At 74.2% G+C, this 21,958-nt stretch carries 3 protein-coding genes; all 3 read right to left on the bottom strand.

Features of this window, described 5'->3' with window-relative positions; genetic code table 11:
• Positions 1-45 precede the first annotated feature (45 nt).
• Complete coding sequence (locus J7W19_RS32165; protein ID WP_004952221.1) at positions 46-1,275, bottom strand: macrolide family glycosyltransferase; 1,230 nt, start codon at positions 1,273-1,275, stop codon at positions 46-48.
• 485 nt (positions 1,276-1,760) lie between these two features.
• Positions 1,761-5,858 (bottom strand): type I polyketide synthase, encoded by a 4,098-nt coding sequence (locus J7W19_RS32160; RefSeq protein WP_004952219.1) that lies wholly within the window; start codon positions 5,856-5,858, stop codon positions 1,761-1,763.
• A gap of 5 nt (positions 5,859-5,863) precedes the next feature.
• The gene (locus J7W19_RS32155) at positions 5,864-21,901 is read right to left on the bottom strand and encodes a type I polyketide synthase (protein WP_210455422.1); all 16,038 of its coding nucleotides are present in this window, start codon (positions 21,899-21,901) and stop codon (positions 5,864-5,866) included.
• Between the last annotated feature and the right edge of the window lie 57 nt (positions 21,902-21,958).

Here is a 21,958-nt window from a genome sequence, read left to right as displayed (position 1 = left end):
CCCCGACCGCGTCCCCGCGGACCGCACCGGCCGGTCGGTCCGCCGCTACGGCTCGTAGATCCACTCCAGATAGCGTTCGATCTCGTCCGCGGCCCGGCGTGCGCCGCCCGCCCGGCGCGCCTCGCGCTGGAGCCCGCGTACCCGGTGCCGGGTGCCGGCGTCGTCGAGGAGGGTCCGAACGGCCTCCACGAGCCGTTCGGGACCGGCGGCCTCCGGCGGCAGCCGTACGCCGAGGCCGAGTTCCGCCACGCGGTCCGCCACCGCCCGTTCCGACGCGGTCGTCGGCACGGCGACCAGCGGGGTGTTGAAGTACAGGGCTTCCATGACGTTGCCGGCGTCCGGGTGGCAGACGTACGCGGCGGCCCGGCGCAGCACCACCGAGCGCGGCACCCGGGCGTGCACCTCCACGTTCGGCGGTAACGCGCCCCGCGCCCAAGCGGGTTCGTCCGCGCCGCCGGTGGTGACGACCAGGTGCAGCGGCCGGCGCCCCAGCGCCGTCACGCACTCCCGGAGGTAGTCCGGCTCCCGGTGGAGTAACGCCGGGTCCAGGGCGAGGAACACCACGGGCAGCCCGTTCGCCGCGGGCATCCAGCGCTCGTCGATCCGGCGTTCGGGGATGCACGGCCCGACGAACGCCACCCGGCCGTCGAAGAGGTCGCCGCCGCTCTGGAACGCCCGCGGCATCAGGGCGATGGACAGCGGCTCGGCCCGGGTGTAGAAGTCCTGCGGCGGCGCCCCGGCGTGCTCGGCGTAGGCCAGGAACCGGGCCAGCCGTCTTCGCAGCCCGTCGGGCAGCCGCGCCAGGCACTCCTCGGACGACCGCCCCTCGGGCACCGGCGCGTCGGGACCCCGCCCGTCGTCCCAGGCGAACGAGGGGTAGACCTGTACGCCGGGCCGGTTCCAGCGGCAGGTGAGCAGGCGGGCGACGACGCGGGTGGAGGACTCGTACAGCACGAGGTCGGGGACGTCGTCGGCGAGTTCGGCGTGGATCTCCTCCGCGCAGTCGAGGGTCTCCTCGACGCTGGAGAGGTCGAGCGCCGTGGCCGGGTCCCGCGCCTCGCCGTAGGGCCCGTACTCGGGCCGGGACTCGGGCACCAGGACGTGCACGCCGGCGGTGGCGGCCCGCTCGGCGAACTCCATGGTGGTGACATAGGTGATCCGGTGCTCCCGGCGGCGCAGTTCGCGCACGATGGGCAGCATCGGCCGGGTGTGGGCCTCGTCCGGAGCGCTGATCACGGCGATGGTGTAGCGGGGCTTGGGGGGCTCCTTCTCCATGAGCGCGACGCCCCCTCGCGGCACGTGTCCGAGGTCCCTCCCACCGGCCCGCGCGGTACCCGGACGAATTCTCACGGGGGTCACATGCCCCGATATCAACTCGTTGATGAGATCGCATCCTTGGCCTGGCGCCGGAGCGTAGCACGCGTCCGGCGCGGTGCGGACGCATCCGACGGCCCGCCACCGGGCGACCGGGCATTCCCGGCCATTCCGGTGGCGGTCGAATGCGCGACGAATATCGCTGGTACAGGGGAAAAGACCCGCGTCCGGCTCTCGTAACCGTTGCGCGAAAGTGTCTGTGTATACGCCCCCCATGATTGCTTTTCCGGTGACAGGGTCCGGCAATCGTGGCATTGGTCACAAAAGGGGGCGGGAGGTGACGAAGTATCAGGAAAGGTGGGGAGACGTACGCCGAGAGGCCCCGGCGTGCCCGTCGGGCAGCGCCGGGGCCGGGACCCGCCGACGAGACGGGGGCGCCGTGCCGCTCAGCGCCCGCCGTCGTTCCCCTCCAGCGCCGCCACCCACGCCTCGACGGCCTCGGCCGTCGTCGCCGCCGCGCCTTCGAGGACGGTGAAGTGGTTGCCGGGGACCTCGCGCAGGGTGTGCGCGGCGGGCCAGGAGGAACGCCAGTCGGACGCGCCGGCGGCGGGTGCCGGCTCCCCTCCGCCGGCCTCCGCCCGGCCGGGGAAGGGCTCCGTCGGCCGGACGAACAGCACGGGAGCCGCCACGGGCCCGGGAGCGCACCGGGTGATGAAGAGGCTGTAGCGGCCCATCGCCGAGAGCCGGTCGGCGGTGAACGTCCCGAAGGCGTCCTCGCGTTCCAGCATGCCGTCCAGCATTCCGGCCCACAGCGCGTCGCCGCCGTCGGCGCCGCTTCCCCCGTCGTCGGTGGGCAGGTAGGTGTCCAGCAGCACGATCCCGGCGGGCCGGAGGCCCTCGGCCTCCAGCCGGCCCGCCGTGGCGTGCGCGAACTGCCCGCCCGACGAGTAGCCCACCAGGACGAACGGCTCGTCGCCCGCCAACTCCCGCACGCTGTACGCGAAATGGTCGACGGCGGCGTCCACGGAAGCGGGCAGCGGCTCGCCGGCCGCGAAGCCCGGCGAGTTCACCACGTGCACGTCCCGCACACCGCGGAAGCGCGCGGCGAGCCGCGCGTACTGCTGGGGCCCGGCGAGGGCCATCGGCGACGGGAAGCAGACCAGGGCCGGGCCCCGGGAGCCGCGGGCCAGGGTCACCGGTTCGCGCACCCCCCGCGCCTCGGCGGCGGTACGGAAGGAGGGGCGCAGGTCGGCCGCGGCGTTCAGCAGGGCGGTGCCCGCCGCCATCTTCCCTTCCCGGACCGCCGCCCGGAACAGCCCGCTCAGCGTCTCCGCCGGGCCGGCCGCGGCGGGCACGTCCTGGCCGGGGCGCAGCGCGCCGTCGGGGAGCGCGGGGTCGGCGTCCAGCGCGGTCCGCAGGTGTGCGGCGAGCCGGGCCGGGGTGCCGAGGTCGAACACCGCGGCGGGGTCGATGTCCAGGCCGGTCGCCCGGCTCAGTGCCCGGCGCAGTTCGGCGGCGGACAACGAGTCGACACCCGCCTCCAGGAACCCTCGCTCCGGGTCCACCTCGGCCACCGAACCATGCCCCAGCACGAGGGCGACGTGTTCCACGACCACCTCGGTGAGCACCTTCTCCCGCTCCACGTCGGGGAGTTCGGCCAGCCGGGCGCGCAGCCGCTCGGGGGCGGCCGGGTCGTGCCGGGGTTCGAGGATGGCCGCGGTGTCCTGTCCGGCGGGGCCGGATCCGGAGCCGCCGCCGAGGCCGAGTCCGAGTCCGAAGAGGGCGGGCGAGTCGATCCAGTAGCGGCGGTGCTGGAACGCGTAGGTCGGCAGGTCCACAACCCGCGCACCGCTGCCCTCGTGGAACGCCGCCCAGTCCACCGGGACACCGGCGGTGTGCAGCCGACCCACGCCCGCGACCACCGCCGGGGCTTCGTCCCGCCCCTTGCGCAGCAACGGCACGATCACCGCCCGCTCGGCCTCGTCCGGTTGCAGGCACGCCTCCACCATGCCCGCCAGCACCGCGTCGGGACCGATCTCCACGAACCGGACGGCACCACGCGCCACCGCGGCCCGCACGGCGTCGGCGAAGCGGACGGGGCGGCGGACGTGCTCCACCCAGTACTCGACGCTCGTCAACTCCTCGGCTGTTGCTGCCACTCCGGTGACGGTGGAGACGATGGGGATGCGGGGCTCGGTGAAGGACAGGCCCGCGACGACCGTGCGGAAGTCCTCCAGCATCGGCTCCATGAGGGGTGAGTGGAAGGCGTGGGAGACCTTGAGCATCGAGGTCTTGCGGCCTTGCTCGCGCAGGGTGTCCACGATCGCTGTGACCGTTGCTTGCGCGCCGGAGATGACGACCGCGCGGGGGCCGTTGATGGCGGCGATGGCCGCGTCCTGGGCGTTACCGAGGAGGGTGAGGGCTTCGGTCTCGGTGGCCTGAAGGGCGGCCATGACACCGCCGTCGGGGAGGGCTTGCATCAGCCGGCCGCGTGCGGCCACCAGCGTGCACGCGTCCGCCAACGACAGCACTCCGGCGACGTGTGCTGCCGCGATCTCTCCGATGGAGTGCCCGGCCAGCACGTCCGGCCGCACACCCCAGGACTCCACCAGCCGGAACAGTGCCGTCTCAACAGCGAACAGCGCCGGCTGCGCGTACTCCGTACGATTCAGCAGATCGACGTCCTCCCCGAAGAGGACGTCCTTCAACGGCTCGTCGAGATGCACGCACACCTCGTCCAGTGCCTTCGCGAACACCGGGAACGTCTCGTACAGCTCCCGACCCATCCCAAGCCGTTGTGCGCCCTGCCCGGTGAACAGGAAGGCGGTTCTGCCGGTGGTGCGGGCCGTGCCCTGGGTGAGGCCGGGGGCGGACGTGCCGTCGGTGAGGGCGGTCAGGGCCGTGACGAGTTCGGTGCGGGTGCGGCCGGTGACGACGGCGCGGTGGTCGAAGTGGGTGCGCGTGGTGGCCAGGGAGAAGCCGATCGACGCGAGGCCGTCGTCGTCCGGGAGCGCCTCCAGCAGGAGGCGGGCCTGGGCGCGCAGGGCCTGCGCGCTGGTGGCGGAGAGCGGCCAGAGCACCGGCCCTGTGGACGGCTCCGGGGCGGGGGCGGCGGGCTCCCGCGGGGCTTCCTCCAGGATCACGTGGGCGTTCGTCCCGCTGATCCCGAAGGACGACACCGCCGCGCGGCGGGCCCTGTCCGACGTCCACGGCCGGGCTTCGGTGAGGAGTTCCACCGCGCCCGCCGTCCAGTCCACCTTCGACGACGGCGCATCGACGTGCAGGGTTTTGGGCAGGACGCCGTTGCGCATCGCCATGACCATCTTGATGATCCCCGCGACACCCGCCGCCGCCTGCGTGTGGCCCAGGTTGGACTTCACCGACCCGAGCCACAGCGGCCGTTCCGCCGGACGGTCCTTGCCGTAGGTCGCCAGGAGCGCCTGGGCCTCGATCGGGTCGCCCAGCACCGTGCCGGTGCCGTGCGCCTCCACCGCGTCCACCTGTTCCGCCGACAGCCGCGCGTTCGCCAGGGCCGCACGGATCACGCGCTGCTGCGCGGGACCGTTCGGCGCCGTCAGTCCGTTGCTGGCGCCGTCCTGGTTGACGGCCGAGCCCCGCACGACCGCCAGAACCCGGTGCCCGTTCCGCCGCGCGTCCGACAGCCGTTCCAGCACCAGCACGCCCACGCCCTCCGAGAACCCGGTGCCGTCCGCCGCCTCGGCGAAGGACTTGCACCGGCCGTCGGGGGACAGTCCGCGCTGGCGGCTGAAGTCGACGTACGTGCCCGGGGTGGCCATCACCGTGACGCCGGCCGCCAGGGCGAGCGAGCACTCGCCGTTGCGCAGCGCCTGGCCGGCCAGGTGCAGGGCGACGAGCGAGGACGAGCACGCCGTGTCCACCGAGACCGCCGGGCCCTCCAGCCCGAGCGCGTAGGCGACGCGGCCCGACACGACGCTGCCGCTGCCGTAGCTGTTGACGTAGTCGTGGTACATGACGCCGGCGAACACACCCGTCCTGCTGCCCCGGAGGGCGCGCGGGTCCATCCGGGCGTGTTCGAGCGCCTCCCACGACGTCTCCAGCAGCAGCCGCTGCTGCGGGTCGAGGGCGGGGGCGTCGCGCGGTGCCACGCCGAAGAAGGCGGCGTCGAAGTGGGCGGCGTCGTAGAGGAATCCGCCGTGGCGGGTGGTGGAGGTGCCGTCGTTCCCGGGGTCGGAGTCGGCGTCGGAGTCCGGGTCGGGGGCGTACAGGGCGTCGACGTTCCAGCCCCGGTCCTCGGGGAACTCCGCTATGGCGTCGGTCTCCTCGCTGACCAGCCGCCACAGGTCCTCCGGGGAGCGGACGCCGCCGGGGTAGCGGCAGGCCATGCCGACGATGGCCAGCGGTTCGCGCAGGGCGCCGGACAGTCTGCGGTTCTGTTCGCGCAGCCGCTCGGTCTCCTTGAGCGAGGTGCGGAGGGCGTCGACGAGCTTCGTCTCCGAGGCGGCGGCCTGCCGGGGTGCGGGGTCCGGCCGGCCGGCCCGGTTCGGCTGACTGGGCTGGGTCATGGTGGTCACTTCTCCCGCGTCATGTCCGTGACGTCGTCGAAGGCGTCGACGTCCTGGTGGCCCGTGCCCGCGTCCCCCTCCGGGTGGTCCCCGAAGACGTCGTAGGCGTCGTACTCGTGGTCGTCCTCGGCCCCGTCCACCGCGCCGCCGTCCCGCGCCGCGCCCGTGTCGGCGAGGGCCATGCTGATCAGGGCGTCGGTGTCCATCGCGTCGATGGAGTGCGCGGCTCCGTCCGCCTCCTGGCCGGCGGTGAGGACGTCGGCGTCGAGCCCGGCGAGCTCCAGGAGGCTGTCCATCAGGCCGGCTTCCCGCAGCCGGGAGAGCGGGATGGCGGCGAGCGCCGCGCGGACGCGGTCCTCGGCCGAACCCGGACCGCTCCCGTCCGCCGCGGGTTCCTCCTCCAGCCGGGGCGCGAGCTCGTCCCACAGGTGGTCGGCGACGGCCCGGCTGCTGGGGTGGTCGAAGGTGAGCGCGGCGGGGAGCCGCAGGCCGGTGGCGGCGTTGAGGCGGTTGCGGAACTCGACGGCGGTCAACGAGTCGAAGCCCAGGGCGTTGAACGACCGGTCGGCGTCGACGCCGTCCGCGTCGGTGTGCCCGAGCACCGCCACGACCTGCGCCCGGACCACCTCCGTCAGCAGGTCGCGGCGTTCCGCCGCGGGCGTCGCCGCCAGGCGGGCGAGCAGGTCCCCGGTGCCGGCGGACGGCTCCTGGGCCGACCGCGCGGTGCGCCGTGCGGTCGTCCGGACCAGGCCGCGGAAGAGGGGCGGCAGCTCTCCGGGATCGCCCTGCGCCAGGAGACGGAGGTCCAGCGCGACCGGGACGAGCAGTGCCTCGTCCGGGGCCGCGAACCGCCCGCTGCCGGTGAACGCCGCGTCGAACAGCGCCAGTCCCTCCTTGGCGGAGAGCGCGCCGGCGCCCGAGCGCGCCATGCGCCGTACGTCCGCGTCGCTCAGCCCGCCGGCCATGCCGCTGTCGTCCGCCCACATGCCCCACGCCAGCGAGGTCGCCGGCAGTCCCGCCGCCCGGCGGTGGTGTGCCAGGGCGTCCAGGAAGGCGTTGGCTGCCGCGTAGTTGCCCTGTCCCGGTACGCCCAGGGCGCCGGCGACGGAGGAGAAGAGGACGAACGCGGACAGGTCGAGGCCGCGCGTCAGCTCGTGCAGGTTCCAGGCCGCGTCGGCCTTGGGCCGGAGGACGGTGTCCATGCGGTCGGGTGTCAGCGAGCCGATGACGCCGTCGTCCAGCGCGCCGGCGACGTGCACCACCGCGGTCAGCGGGTGCTCGGCGGGTACGGAGTCCAGGAGCGCCGCCAGCCGGTCGCGGTCGGCGATGTCGCAGGCGGCGAACGTCACCTCAGCGCCCGACTCCGCCAGTTCCGCCCCCAGTTCCTGGGCGCCCGGGGCGTCGGGGCCCCGGCGGCTGGCCAGCAGGAGGTGTCGTGCCCCGTGCTCGGCCACCAGGTGGCGGGCGACCAGCGCGCCCAGGGCGCCGGTGGCACCCGTGACGAGGATCGTGCCGTGGCCGTCGCGGGTCTCACGGACCTCGTCGGCGTCGGCGGTCCGTACGGTCGCGGGCACCCGGGCCAGCCGGGGGACGGACAACTCGCCTTCTCGGACGGCGAGATACTCCTCGCCGGCCGCCAGCGCGCGGGGCAGCGACGCGAGGGACGCGTCGGTACCGTCGGTGTCGACGAGCACGATCCGGCCGGGGTTCTCCGCCTGGGCCGACCGCACCAGCCCGCCCACCGCGGCGCCCGCGAGGTCGGTGACCTCGGTGGTGCCCGCCGGTGCAGCACCCCGGGTGACGACGACGAGCGTCGAGCCGGCGAACCGCTCGTCCGCGAGCCAGGACTGGAGGTCGGCGAGCACCCGGTGGGTACGCTCGCGTGCCGCACCGGCCGCGTCGCCGCCGGCGTCCTCGGTCCCGGCCGGCAGCACGACGACGTCCGCCGCGCCGGCGTCCGGGAGCACGGGGGCCGCCTCGACGCTCGCGACCCCGTCGGCCGCGGCCAGCACCCGTGTCCAGGCGGACGCCTCCGGGCCGACCACCGTCCACGTCCCGGCGGGGACGCGGGCCGGTGACGGGACCGGGGTCCAGTCGACGCGATAGAGGGAGTCGTGGTACTCGGCGCGGGCCTGGGCCAGTTGCTCCGCGGAGATCGGCCGTATGTCCAGCCGTTCCACGGACACCACCGGCCGGCCAGTGCCGTCGGCCGCCTCCAACGCCACCGCGCCCTCGCCCCGCGGAGACACCCGTACGCGCAGGGCCGTCGCCCCTGTCGCGTGCAGTTCCACACCGGACCAGGCGAAGGGCAGTCCGGCCCGCTCCCCCACGCCCGTCAGACCCACCGCGTGCAGGGCGGCGTCCAGCACGGCCGGATGCAGGCCGAACCCGTCGACGCTCACGCCGTCCTCCAGCGCCACCTCGGCGAACACCTCGTCACCCGACCGCCAGGCGGCCCGCAGCCCCTGGAACACCGGCCCGTAGACGAGACCGCCCTCGGCGTACCGCTCGTACAGACCCTCGACCGCCACCGGCTCCGCGCCCGCCGGCGGCCAGGTGCCGAGAACGGAACCCTCACCGCGGCCCGCCGCGCCCAGGACACCGCTCGCGTGCCGCACCCAGACGCCGTCGCCCAGCGTGTCCTCGGAACGGGAGTGAATGCTGAAGGTGCGGTCTCCCGAGGCGTCGGGAGCCTCGACCACGAGTTGCACGTGCACGTCCCCCTGCTCGGGGAGAACCAGTGGCGCCTCCAGGGTCAGGTCCGACAGGACCGCGCATCCCACCTGGTCACCGGCCGCGACCGCCAGGTCCACGAAGCCCGTGCCGGGGAACAGGACGGTGTCGCCGATCGCGTGGTCGGCGAGCCAGGGGTGCGTACGGAGGGAGAACCGGCCGGAGAACAGCAGCCCGTCCGAACCCGCCAGCGACACCGGCTTCCCCAGCAGCGGATGACCGGCGGCACCGGACGCCGCGCCGAACGGGGAGTAGCCGTCGATCCAGTAGCGGCGGCGTTGGAAGGGGTAGGTGGGCAGGTCGACCCGGCTGGTGGAGGTCGCGGGGTGGAGGGTTTGCCAGTCGATGGGGTGGCCGTGGGTCCACAGGTGGGCGAGGGCGGTGAGGGCCTCCGACTCCTCGGGGCGGTTGCGGCGTTGGAGGGGCACGCAGGTGGCGGTGGTGTGGTCGGCGGCCATGGCGGTGAGGACGGCGTCCGGGCCGATCTCCAGGAAAGTGGTGATGCCGTCGGTGGTGAGGGTGGTGATGGCGTCGGCGAAGCGGACCGGGCGGCGGACGTGCTCCACCCAGTACTCCACGCTCGTCAACTCCTCAGCCAACGCAAGCAGTCCGGTGACGGTGGAGACGATGGGGATGCGGGGCTCGGTGAAAGACAGGCCCGCGACGACCGCGCGGAAGTCCTCCAGCATCGGCTCCATCAGCGGCGAGTGGAAGGCGTGCGACACCTTCAGCATCGAGGTCTTGCGGCCCTGCTCCCGCAGCTTCTCCACGATCGCTGTGACCGTTGCTCCGGCGCCCGATACGACGACCGCGCGCGGACCGTTGATCGCGGCGATGGCCGCGTCCTTGGCGTCACCGAGCAGGGTGAGAGCTTCGGCTTCGGTGGCCTGGAGAGCAGCCATGACACCGCCGTCGGGCAGGGCTTGCATCAGCCGGCCGCGTGCGGCCACCAGCGCGCACGCGTCCGCCAACGACAGCACCCCAGCGACGTGCGCTGCCGCGATCTCCCCGATGGAGTGCCCGGCCAGCACCTCCGGCCGCACACCCCAGGACTCCACCAGCCGGAACAACGCCGTCTCGATGGCGAACAGCGCGGGCTGCGCGTACTCCGTACGATTCAGCAGATCGACGTCCTCCCCGAAGAGGACGTCCTTCAACGGCTCGTCGAGATGCGCGCACACCTCGTCCAGTGCCTCCGCGAACACCGGGAAGGCTTCATACAGCTCCCGGCCCATCCCAAGCCGTTGTGCGCCTTGTCCGGTGAACAGGAACGCCAGCCGCCCCTCGGCGGCCGTCCCGCGCACCAGACCCGCCGCGTCCTGCCCAGCGGCCAGCGCGGCGAGCCCGGCGATGACATCCGCCCGGTTGACACCCGTGAGGACCGCGCGGTGTTCGAGCTGCGCCCGCGTCGTCGCCAGCGCCGCCGCCACCTCCCCCGGCTCCGGTGCGTCCTCACGCTCCAGCAGGTCCAGCAGCCCTGCCGCCTGGGCCTTCAGGGCGTCGGCGGTCGCGGCGGACACGGGCCAGAGTGGCGTCGGGAGGTTGTCCTCTTCCCGGTCCGCGGGGACGGGCTCGGGGGCGGCTTGTTCGATGATGACGTGGGCGTTGGTGCCGCTGATGCCGAAGGACGACACCGCCGCGCGCCTGACGCCCCGGGACTCCCACGGCCGGGCTTCGGTGAGGAGTTCCACCGCGCCGGCCGTCCAGTCCACCTTCGACGACGGCGCGTCCACGTGCAGCGTTTTCGGCAGGACGCCGTTGCGCATCGCCATGACCATCTTGATGATCCCGGCGACGCCCGCCGCCGCCTGGGTGTGGCCCAGGTTGGACTTGATGGAGCCGAGCCAGAGCGGCTGTTCCGGAGCGCGGTCGCGGCCGTACGTCGCGAGGAGCGCCTGGGCCTCGATCGGGTCGCCCAGCACCGTGCCGGTGCCGTGCGCCTCCACCGCGTCCACGTCGTCCGCCGACAGCCGCGCGTTGGCGAGCGCCGCGCGGATGACGCGCTGCTGGGAGGGGCCGTTGGGGGCGGTCAGTCCGTTGCTGGCGCCGTCCTGGTTGACGGCCGAGCCCCGTACGACCGCCAGCACCGTGTGCCCGTTGCGGCGCGCGTCCGACAGCCGCTCCACCACGAGCACGCCCACGCCTTCGGACCAGCCGGTGCCGTCCGCCGCGTCGGCGAAGGACTTGCACCGGCCGTCGCGCGCCAGGCCGCGCTGGCGGCTGAACTCGATGAAGGTGGCCGGGGTGGCCATCACGGTCACGCCGCCGACCAGGGCGAGCGAGCAGTCGCCGTTGCGCAGCGCCTGGCCGGCCAGGTGCAGGGCGACGAGGGAGGACGAGCAGGCGGTGTCCACCGTCACCGCCGGGCCCTCCAGGCCGTAGGTGTAGGCGATGCGCCCGGAGACGATACTGCCCGCGCTGTGGCTGGTGGGGTAGTCGTGGTACATGACGCCGGCGAAGACGCCGGTCCTGCTGCCCTTGACGGTCGCGGGGTCGATCCCGGCCCGCTCGAACGCCTCCCAGGAGACCTCCAGCAGCAGCCGCTGCTGCGGGTCGGTGCTCAGCGCCTCGTTCGGGCTGATCCGGAAGAAGTCCGCGTCGAAGTCGGCGGCGTCGTGCAGGAAGCCGCCCTTGTCGACGTAGGTGGTGTCCGGGCGTTCGGCGTCCGGGTCGAAGAGCGCGTCGATGTCCCAGCCGCGGTCGTCGGGGAACGCGGAGACGGAGTCGCGGCCGTCGGCGACCAAGCGCCACAGGTCCTCGGGGGACGCGATGCCGCCCGGGTAGCGGCAGGCCATGCCGACGATGACGATCGGGTCGTCGCCGTGGGCGCTCTCCTGGACGGCCGGCGTGCCGGTGGGCGTGTCGAGCGTGCCGAGGAGTTCGTCGTGGAGGTGGCGCGCGAGGTCGCCGGCGGTCGGGTAGTCGAAGACCAGCGTGGCCGGGAGCCGCAGGCCGGTCGCGGTGTTGAGGCTGTTGCGCAGTTCGACGGCGGTCAGCGAGTCGAAGCCCAGGTCGTTGAAGGCCCGGTCCGGCGCGATGGCCGCGGGGTTGGCGTGTCCCAGGACGGCGGCCACCTCTCCGCGCACGACGGCGAGGAGGGCGCGTTCCCGCTCGGCCGGCGGCAGCGCGGACAGCTGCCGGTGCAGGGTGTCTGCGGTGCCGCCGTCGCTGACGGCCGCGGTGCGGCGGACGGCGGGGACGAGGTGGTGGTAGAGGGTGGGGAGGGACGGACCCTGTGCCCGCAGCGCCTCCACGTCCAGACGCACCGGCACCAGAGCGGCATCCGCACGAGCTCCGACCCCGAGCAGCCGCAAGCCCTCGTCCGTCGACAACGGCAGCACACCGCCACGAGCCATCCGGGCACGGTCACCCTCCGACAGACCACCGCCCATACCCCCCACTTCGCCCCACAAGCCCCACGCCAGCGCGGCACCGGGCAGGCCGGAGGCCACCCGCGACTCCACCAAGCCGTCGAGGAATGCGTTGGCGGCCGCGTAGTTGCCCTGCCCCGGCGCACCCAGCACACCCGCCGCCGACGAGAACACCACGAACGCATCCAACGACAAGCCGGCCGTCAACTCATGCAGATTCCAGCCGCCCAGCACCTTCGGACGCAGCACAGCCGCCAGCCGCTCCACCGACAGCGAACCCACCAGACCGTCGTCCAGCACACCCGCCGCATGCACCACCGCACACAGCGGGAACTCCTCACCGATCCCCGCCAGCACCCCGGCCAACGCCTCACGATCCGCCACATCACAAGCCGCCACATCGACCGACGCCGCGCCCGCCTCCAGCAGCGAAGCCACCAGCTCCTGAGCGCCCTCGGCCTCACCACCACGACGCGACGTCAACACCAGACGCCGCACCCCACACTCCACCACCAGCCACCGGGCCACCACCGCACCCAGACCACTCAGACCACCCGTCACCAACACCGTGCCGTCGGTCGACCCCAAGGTCTCGGCGGCAGCGGGGACGGCCGCTCGCACGAGGCGCGGTGTGTACAACGCGCCGTCGCGCAGGGCGAGTTGCGGCTCGCGCGTCGCGAGGGCGCGGTGCAGCGCCTCCGACGGCACGGAAGCCCCATCGACGTCCAGGTCCAGGAGCACGATCCGGTCCGGGTGCTCCGCCTGCGCCGACCGCACCAGGCCGCCCACCGCCGCGCCCGCGAGGTCCGTGACCTCCGCGCCGTCCGCCGGCACCGCGCCACGCGTCACCACCACCAGCCGCGACCGCGCGCACCGCTCGTCCTCCAGCCACGCCTGCACGGCCGACAGCACACGCTCCAGCACCGCGCTCACGTCGCCGGGTACATCCGGCACTCCCCCGCCGAACGCCCGCAGCACCACCACATCCGGCTCACCGGACACACCCGCCAACTCCGCGAAGTCCACGACGACGCCGGCCGACTCGGACACCGCCGCCGACGTCACCGCCGGCACCCAGTCCACGCGGTACAGCGACTCGTGGTACTCGGCGCGGGCCTGGGCCAGTTGCTCCTCGGAGATCGGCCGGACGTCCAGCCGTTCCACCGACGCCACCGGCCGGCCGGTGGCGTCCGCCACCTCCAGCGCCACCGCGCCCTCGCCCCGCGGCGACACCCGCACCCGCAGCGCCGAGGCGCCCGTCGCGTACAGCTCGACACCGGACCAGGCGAACGGCAGTCCGGCCCGCTCCCCCACGCCCGTCAGACCCACCGCGTGCAACGCCGCGTCCAGTACAGCCGGGTGCACTCCGAACCCCTCGACGCTCACGCCGTCCGGCAGCGCCACCTCGGCGAACACCTCGTCACCCGACCGCCAGGCGGCCCGCAGCCCCTGGAACACCGGCCCGTAGACGAGACCGCCCTCGGCGTACCTCTCGTACACGCCGTCCAGCGACACCGGCTCCGCGCCCTCGGGCGGCCACACGCCGAGAACGGAACCCTCGCCGCGGCCCGCCGCGCCCAGGACACCGCTCGCGTGCCGCACCCAGACGCCGTCGGCGGCCCCGTCCTCGCCACGCGAGTACACGCGCACCGAGCGGTCCCCCGTGCTCTCGGGCGCGCCCACCACCACCTGCACCTGGACGCCGCCGCGTGCCGGCAGGACCAGCGGCGCCTCCAGCGTCAGGTCCTCCAGGGTCCGGCAGCCGACCTGGTCGCCTGCCCGGATGGCCAGTTCGACGAAGCCGGTGCCGGGGAAGAAGACGGAGCCGCCGACGACGTGGTCGGCCAGCCAGGGGTGGGTGTGGACGGAGAGGCGTCCGGTGAAGAGGAAGCCCGCCGAGTCGGCGAGCGCCACGGCCGCGCCGAGCAGCGGGTGGTCGGTGGCGCCGAGGCCGATGGCCGCCGGGTCGCCCTGGTCGGCCGGGGCCTGGGACCAGAAGCGGCGGCGCCGGAAGGCGTAGGTGGGCAGGTCGACGCGCCGGGCGCCGCTGCCCTCGAAAAGTGCTGCCCAGTCGACATCGCCGCCGGCCGCGTACAGCCGGCCGAGGCCGGTCAGCAGCGACCGCGCCTCGGGCCGTCCCTTGCGCAGCAGCGGCACGCAGTGCACCGCGCGTTCGGTCCGCTCCGCGTCGTCCGCCGCGAGGCTCGTCTGCGCGAGGCCGGTCAGGACGCCGTCGGGGCCGATCTCGACGAAGCGCGTCGCCCCGCGGTCGGCCGCGCCGCGGACGCCGGCGTCGAACCGCACGGCCTCGCTGACGTGCCGCAGCCAGTACGCGGCGGAGCACAGCTCCTGCGGGCCGGCCGGGTCGCCGGTGACGTTGGACACGACGGCCAGGCGGGGCTCGGCGAACGTCAGCTTCTCCAGGACCTCCCGGAAGCCGTCCAGCATCGGCTCCATCAACGGCGAGTGGAAGGCGTGCGACACCTTCAGCCGGGACGTCTTGCGCCCCTGTCCCCGCAGTCGCTCCGCGATGCGCTCCACCTCGGCCTCGGGGCCGGAGAGGACGACGGACCGGGGGCCGTTGACGGCGGCCAGGCCGGTCCGGTCGGCCGCGGCGAGCAGCGGCAGGACCTCGTCCTCCGTGGCCTCGACCGCGATCATGGCGCCGCCCGCCGGGAGCTCCTGCATCAACCGCCCGCGGGCGGCGACCAGTTCGCAGGCGTCCGGGAGGGAGAGCACCCCGGCGGCGTGCGCGGCGGCGATCTCCCCGATGGAGTGGCCCATCACCACGTCCGGGCGCACGCCCCAGGTCTCCAGGAGGCGGTAGAGGGCCACCTCGACCGCGAACAGGGCGGGCTGAGCGTACTCGGTGCGGTCCAGCAGTTCCGCTTCGGCCGTCCCTTCGGCCGCGAACAGCACGTCCTTCAGGGGCCGGGGCAGCAGGCCGTCGAGGCGGTCGCCGACCTCGTCCAGCGCGCGGGCGAAGGCGGGGTACGCCGCGTACAGCTCGCGTCCCATGCCGGCGCGCTGCGCGCCCTGGCCGGTGAACAGGAAGGCGGTCTTCCCGCCGGTGCGCGCGGCGTCGGGCGCGGTGCCGCCGTCCGCCAGCGCGCGCAGGCCGGTCAGCAGCTCGGCGGTGTCGGTGCCGAGGACGGCCGCGCGCCGGTCCAGGGCGGGGCGGGTCGTCGCCAGGGACCAGCCGACGTCCTGGGGGCGGAGTTCACCCTCCTCGCCGTGCTCCTCACCGTACTTCTCGACGTACGCGGCGAGGCGGGCCGCCTGGGCGCGGAGGCCCTCCTCGTCGCGGCCGGAGAGCACCCACGGCACGAGGGCACCGGCCGCCGCCGGGGCCGGGTCCGCGGATTCCGTCTGCTCGACGGGTTCCGCCTGCTCGATGATCACGTGGGCGTTGGTGCCGCTGATGCCGAAGGAGGAGATACCGGCGCGGCGCGGCCGGCCGGCGTCCCAGGCGACCTCTTCGGTGAGCAGGCGCATGGCGCCGGCCGTCCAGTCGATGTGTGCCGAGGGGGCGTCGACGTGCAGGGTCCTGGGCAGGACGCCGTTGCGCATCGCCATGACCATCTTGATGATCCCGGCGACACCGGCGGCGCCCTGGGTGTGCCCGATGTTGGACTTGACCGATCCCAGCCACAGCGGGCTGTCGTCCGGGCGGTCCTGCCCGTAGGTGGCGAGGAGGGCCTGGGCCTCGATCGGGTCGCCGAGGACGGTGCCGGTGCCGTGGGCCTCGACGGCGTCCACGTCGGCGGGCGCCAGGCCGGCGTTGGCCAGGGCCTGGCGGATGACGCGCTGCTGGGAGGGGCCGTTGGGGGCGGTGAGGCCGTTGCTGGCGCCGTCCTGGTTGACCGCGGACCCGCGGACGTGGGCGAGCACCCGGTGTCCGTTGCGCAGCGCGTCGGAGAGCCGCTCGACGACCAGGATGCCGACGCCCTCACCCCAGCCCGTGCCGTCGGCGCCGGCCGCGAACGCCTTGCAGCGGCCGTCCCGGGAGAGTCCGCGCTGGCGGCTGAACTCGACGAAGGCGGCGGGCGAGGCCATGACCGTCACACCGCCCGCGAGGGCGAGGTCGCACTCGCCGTTGCGCAGCGCCTGGCCGGCCAGGTGCAGGGCGACGAGGGAGGACGAGCACGCGGTGTCCACCGTCACCGCCGGGCCCTCCAGGCCGTAGGTGTAGGCGATGCGCCCGGAGACGATGCTGCCGGAGCTGGCACTGCCGGTGTAGTCGTGGTAGACGACGCCGGCGAAGACGCCGGTGGGGCTGCCCTTGAGAGTGCCGGGGTCGATGCCCGCGCGTTCGAGGGCCTCCCAGGACGTCTCCAGCAGCAGCCGCTGCTGCGGGTCGGTGATCAGCGCCTCGTTGGGGCTGATGCCGAAGAAGTCGGCGTCGAAGTCGGCGGCGTCGTGCAGGAAGCCGCCCTGGTTGACGTACGTGGTGTCCGGGCGGTTTCCGGTGGGGTCGTAGAGGCGGTCGGTGTTCCAGCCGCGGTTCTCGGGGAAGTCGGTGATCGCGTCGCCGCCGTCGGCGACGAGGCGCCACAGGTCCTCGGGGGACGCGATGCCGCCGGGGAAGCGGCAGGCCATGCCGACGATGACGATCGGGTCGTCGGTGCGGAGGGCGGAGGCCGGCAGGACGGTGGCCGCCGCCACTTCGCCGGAGACCTCGGACAGCAGGTGGTCCGCGAGGTCGCCGGCGGTCGGGTAGTCGAAGACGAGGGTGGCCGGGAGCCGCAGGCCGGTGGTGGCGTCGAGGCTGTTGCGCAGTTCGACGGCGGTGAGCGAGTCGAAGCCCAGGTCGCTGAAGGCCCGGTCCGGCGCGATGGCCGCCGGGGTGGCGTGCCCGAGCACCGCGGCGACCTGCCCGCGTACCAGGTCCAGGACGGCCTCAAGGCGCTCGGACTCGGGGAGCGCGGCGAGCCGTTCGCCGAGCGTGCCGACGCTCGCGGCCGAGGACCGCGCGGCGGCCTGCCGGCGGGCCGGGCGGCCGGTGAGGTGGTGGTAGAGGGTGGGGAGGGACGGGCCCTGTGCCCGCAGCGCCTCCACGTCGAGGCGTACCGGCACCAGCGCGGCATCCGCGCGCGCTCCGACTCCGAGCAGCCGCAGTCCCTCGTCGGTGGCCAGCGGCAGCACACCACCACGCGCCATACGCGCACGATCACCCTCCGACAGACCACCCCCCATACCGCCCGCGTCGCCCCACAAGCCCCACGCCAGCGCGGCACCGGGCAGGCCGGAGGCCACCCGCGACTCCACCAAGCCGTCGAGGAAAGCGTTGGCGGCCGCGTAGTTGCCCTGCCCCGGCGCACCCAGCACACCCGCCGCCGACGAGAACACCACAAACGCATCCAACGACAACCCGGCCGTCAACTCATGCAGATTCCAGCCGCCCAACACCTTCGGACGCAGCACAGCCGCCAGCCGCTCCACCGACAGCGAACCCACCAGGCCGTCGTCCAGCACACCCGCCGCATGCACCACCGCACACAGCGGGAACTCCTCACCGATCCCCGCCAACGCCCCCGCCAGCGCCTCACGATCCGCCACATCACAAGCCACGGCCTCCACCGACACCGCACCGGCGTCGAGCAGCCCGGCCACCAGCTCTCGGGCGCCCTCGGCCTCGCCACCACGACGCGACGTCAACACCAGACGCCGCACCCCACACACCACCACCAACCACCGGGCCACCACCGCACCCAGACCACTCAAACCACCCGTCACCAACACCGTGCCGTCGGTGGATCGCAGAGTCTCAAGGCCCTCGGTGGCGGTGGGCACACCCGCCCGGACCAGGCGCGGAACGAACAACGACGCGTCACGAACCGCTACTTGGGGCTCGCCCGTCGCGAGGGCGCGGCGCAGCACCTCCGACGGCACGGCGGCATCGTCCCCGTCGCCGTCCAGGTCCAGGAGCACGATCCGGTCCGGGTGCTCCGCCTGCGCCGACCGCACCAGGCCGCTCACGGCGGCGCCCGCGAGGTCCGTGACCTCGGCTCCGTCCGCCGACACCGCGCCCCGGGTCACCACCACGAGCTTCGAATCGGCGTACCGCTCCCCCGCCAACCACTCCTGTACGGCGAGCAGGACGCGCTCCAGGGTCGTGCTCACGTCGCCGGGCATATCCGGCAGCCCGCCGCCGAACGCCCGCAGCACGACCACATCCGGCTCACCGGCCACACCCGCCAACTCCGCGAAGTCCACGACGACGCCAGGCGACCCGGACGCGGCCACCGCCGGCGCCGGCACCCAGTCCACGCGGTACAGCGACTCGGGGTACGCCGTCTCGCCGCCGCCGGCCAGTTCGGTGGCCCGGACGGGACGGACGGTCAGGGTCTCGACCGAGGCGACCGGCTCCCCGACGGCGTCGGCGAGGTGCACGGCCACGCTGTCCGCGCCCAGCGGCGAGAGGCGCACGCGGAGGGCGGACGCGCCGGTGGCGTGCAGCGCGACACCGCGCCACTCCGCGTTCCACCGCAGTTCCGCGGCCTGCTCACCATCGGCGCGCGGCAGCGCGAGCGCCTGGACGGCGGCGTCCAGGGCCGCCGGGTGCAGACCGAAGCGCTCGGCGTCCTTGGCGGCCTGCCCGGAGAGGGCGACCTCGGCGTACAGCGTGTCGCCGTCGCGCCAGACGGCGCGCAGCGCCCGGAAGGCGGGCCCGTAGGCCAGGCCGGCCTCGGCGAAGCGCTCGTAGAGTCCCTCGACCGGCACCGGTACCGCTCCCGCCGGAGGCCAGGCGGCGAGGCCGGCGTCGTCCGTCGCGGCCCGTGCCGCCGAGCCGAGCAGGCCCGTGGCGTGCCGCGTCCAGGACGCGTCGCCGACCGCGCCCTCGGCGCGCGTGAACACCCGCACCGACCGCGCGCCGGACGCGTCGGGGGCGCCCACCGCCACCTGCACCTGCACACCGCCGCGTGGCGGCAGGACCAGCGGCGCCTCCAGCGTCAGGTCCTCCAGCACGCCGCAGCCGACCTGGTCGCCCGCCCGGATCGCCAGTTCGACGAAGCCGGTCTCCGGGAACACGACGGAGCCGGCGGCGGCGCGGTCGGCGAGCCAGGCGTGGCCGCCCACGGAGAGTCGGCCGGTGAACAGCGCGCCGTCGGAATCGGCGAGCATCATGGCGGCGCCCAGCAGTGGGTGGTCGGCCGCGTCCAGGCCGATCGAGGCGATGTTCCCGACGGCCGCCGTGTTCTTGATCCAGTAGTGCTCGCGCTGGAACGGGTAGGTGGGCAGGTCCACGAGGCCGGCCCGGCCCACGGGGTGGAGCGCCGACCAGTCGACCCGGTGGCCCTGGACCCACAGGCGGGCGAGGGCGGTGAGGGTTTCAGTGGCTTCCGGGCGGTTGCGGCGTTGGAGGGGGAGGCAGGTGGCGGTGGTGTGGTCGGCGGCCATGGCGGTGAGGACGGCGTCCGGGCCGATCTCCAGGAATGCGCTCACCTCGTCGGCGGTGAGGGTGGCGACGGCGTCGGCGAAGCGGACCGGGCGGCGGACGTGCTCCACCCAGTACTCGACGCTCGTCAACTCCTCGGCTGTTGCTGCCAGTCCAGTGACCGTGGAGACGATCGGGATCCGCGGCTCGGCGAAGGACAGGCCCGCGACCACCGCGCGGAAGTCCTCCAGCATCGGCTCCATCAGCGGCGAGTGGAAGGCGTGCGACACCTTCAGCAGCGAGGTCTTGCGGCCCTCCTCGCGCAGCTTCTCCACGATCGCTGTGACCGTGGCCTCGGCGCCCGATACGACAACCGCGCGCGGACCGTTGACCGCGGCGATGGCCGCGTCCCGGGCGTCACCGAGCAGGGCGAGGGCTTCCTCCTCGGTGGACTGGAGAGCAGCCATCACACCGCCCTCGGGCAGGGCCTGCATCAGCCGGCCCCGTGCGGCCACCAGCGCGCACGCGTCCGCCAACGACAGCACCCCGGCCACGTGCGCTGCCGCGATCTCTCCGATGGAGTGCCCGGCCAGCACCTCCGGCCGCACACCCCAGGACTCCACCAGCCGGAACAACGCCGTCTCGATGGCGAACAGCGCCGGCTGCGCGTACTCCGTACGCTTCAGCAGCTCCCCGTCCTCGCCGAACAACACGTCCTTCAACGGCCGTTCCAGCAGACCGCCGAGATGCGTGCACACCTCGTCGAGCGCCCGCGCGAACACCGGGAACGTCTCGTACAGCTCTCGTCCCATCCCGGCCCGCTGTGCGCCCTGCCCCGTGAACAGGAACGCCAACCGCCCGTCCGCGGCCGTCCCCGTGACCACGCCGGTGGCGCCCTCGCCGGCGGCCACCGCGCCCAGCCCGGCGGTCAGTTGATCGGGCTCGGCGCCCAGGACCACCGCGCGGTGTTCGAGCTGCGCCCGTGCCGTCGCCAGCGTCGCCGCCACGTCCCGGGGTTCCGGGGCGTCCTCGCGCTCCAGGACGCCGAGGAGGCCCGCGGCCTGGGCGCGGAGTGCCTCGGCGGTGGCGCCGGACACGGGCCAGAGGAGCGGGCCCCGGGCGGCGGCGTCGGCCGCGGGGGCCGGCTGCTCGGCGGGGTCGGCGGCCGGGGCCTCTTCGAGGATGATGTGGGCGTTGGTGCCGCTGATGCCGAACGCGGAGACACCGGCTCGGCGCGGCGTGGTGCCGTCCCACCGCACCTCCTCGGTCAGCAGCCGCACCAGCCCGGCCGACCAGTCGACCTTGGACGACGGCGCGTCGACGTGCAGCGTCCTCGGCAGGACGCCGTTGCGCATCGCCATGACCATCTTGATGATCCCCGCGACGCCCGCCGCCGCCTGGGTGTGGCCCAGGTTGGACTTCACCGACCCGAGCCACAGCGGCCGTTCCGCCGCGCGGTCGCGGCCGTACGTCGCGAGGAGCGCCTGGGCCTCGATCGGGTCGCCGAGCTTCGTGCCCGTGCCGTGCGCCTCGACCGCGTCGACCTGGTCGGAGGAGAGGCGGGCGTCGGCCAGGGCGTCCCAGATGACGCGCTGCTGGGACGGGCCGTTGGGGGCGGTCAGTCCGTTGCTGGCGCCGTCCTGGTTGACGGCCGAGCCCCGGACGACGGCGAGGACCTTGTGCCCGTTGCGGCGGGCGTCCGCCAGGCGTTCCACGAGCAGCACGCCGACGCCCTCGGACCAGCCGGTGCCGTCCGCCGCCTCGGAGAACGCCTTGCAGCGGCCGTCGGCCGCCAGGCCGCGCTGGCGGCTGAAGGCGACGAAGGGGCCGGGTGTGGCCATGACGGTCGCGCCGCCCGCGAGGGCGAGGGTGCACTCGCCCTTGCGCAGGGCCTGTACGGCGAGGTGCAGCGCCACCAGCGAGGACGAGCAGGCGGTGTCCACCGTCACCGCCGGGCCCTCCAGGCCCAGGACGTAGGAGATGCGACCGGACAGGACGGCCGCGTTGCTGCCGGTGGCCATGTAGGCCTCGGACTCCTCCGGCAGCTTCAGGTCGAAGTACGTCTGGCCGTTGGTGCCGACGAAGACGCCGACGCATTCGCCGCGCAGGGTGTCGGGGGCGATGCCGCCGCGTTCGAACGCCTCCCAGGACGTCTCCAGCAGCAGCCGCTGCTGCGGGTCCATGGCGAGGGCCTCGCGCGGCGAGATGCCGAAGAACGCGGGGTCGAACTCGGCCGCGTCGTAGAGGAAGCCGCCCTTGCGCGGGTAGTCCGTACCGTCCCCGTCCTCGGCGGTCCCGGCGGGCGGCGCGTCGGGGGCCTCCCCGGTGTCCCAGCCGCGGTCCTCGGGGAAGCCGCCGATGGCGTCGGTGCCGTCGGCGACGAGCCGCCACAGGCCCTCGGGAGAGCGCACGCCGCCCGGGAGGCGGCAGCTCATCGCGACGATCGCGATGGGCTCCTGTCCGGCGTTCTCGATGTCCCGGAGCCGCTGCTTGGTGGCATGCAGGTCCGCGGTGGTCCGCTTGAGGTAGTCGAGCAGCTTCGCTTCGTTCACGTTCGCCATCAGGGCCTCGCCGTGTCTCGTTTCCCGTGGACTGCGTGTGCGGGAGGGTCGGGAAGT

This window comes from Streptomyces mobaraensis NBRC 13819 = DSM 40847 (genome assembly GCF_017916255.1).
GTDB classification, from domain to species: domain Bacteria; phylum Actinomycetota; class Actinomycetes; order Streptomycetales; family Streptomycetaceae; genus Streptomyces; species Streptomyces mobaraensis.
The sequence above is the reverse complement of the archived record's forward strand: the minus strand, read 5'-3'. Positions and strand labels throughout refer to the sequence as shown.

What these genes read in the sequence shown, in the direction of transcription:
- J7W19_RS32155 (WP_210455422.1), bottom strand. Translation starts at nt 21,901, where the DNA reads ATGGCGAACGTGAACGAAGCGAAGCTGCTCGACTACCTCAAGCGGACC.
- J7W19_RS32160 (WP_004952219.1), bottom strand. Translation starts at nt 5,858, where the DNA reads ATGACCCAGCCCAGTCAGCCGAACCGGGCCGGCCGGCCGGACCCCGCA.
- J7W19_RS32165 (WP_004952221.1), bottom strand. Translation starts at nt 1,275, where the DNA reads ATGGAGAAGGAGCCCCCCAAGCCCCGCTACACCATCGCCGTGATCAGC.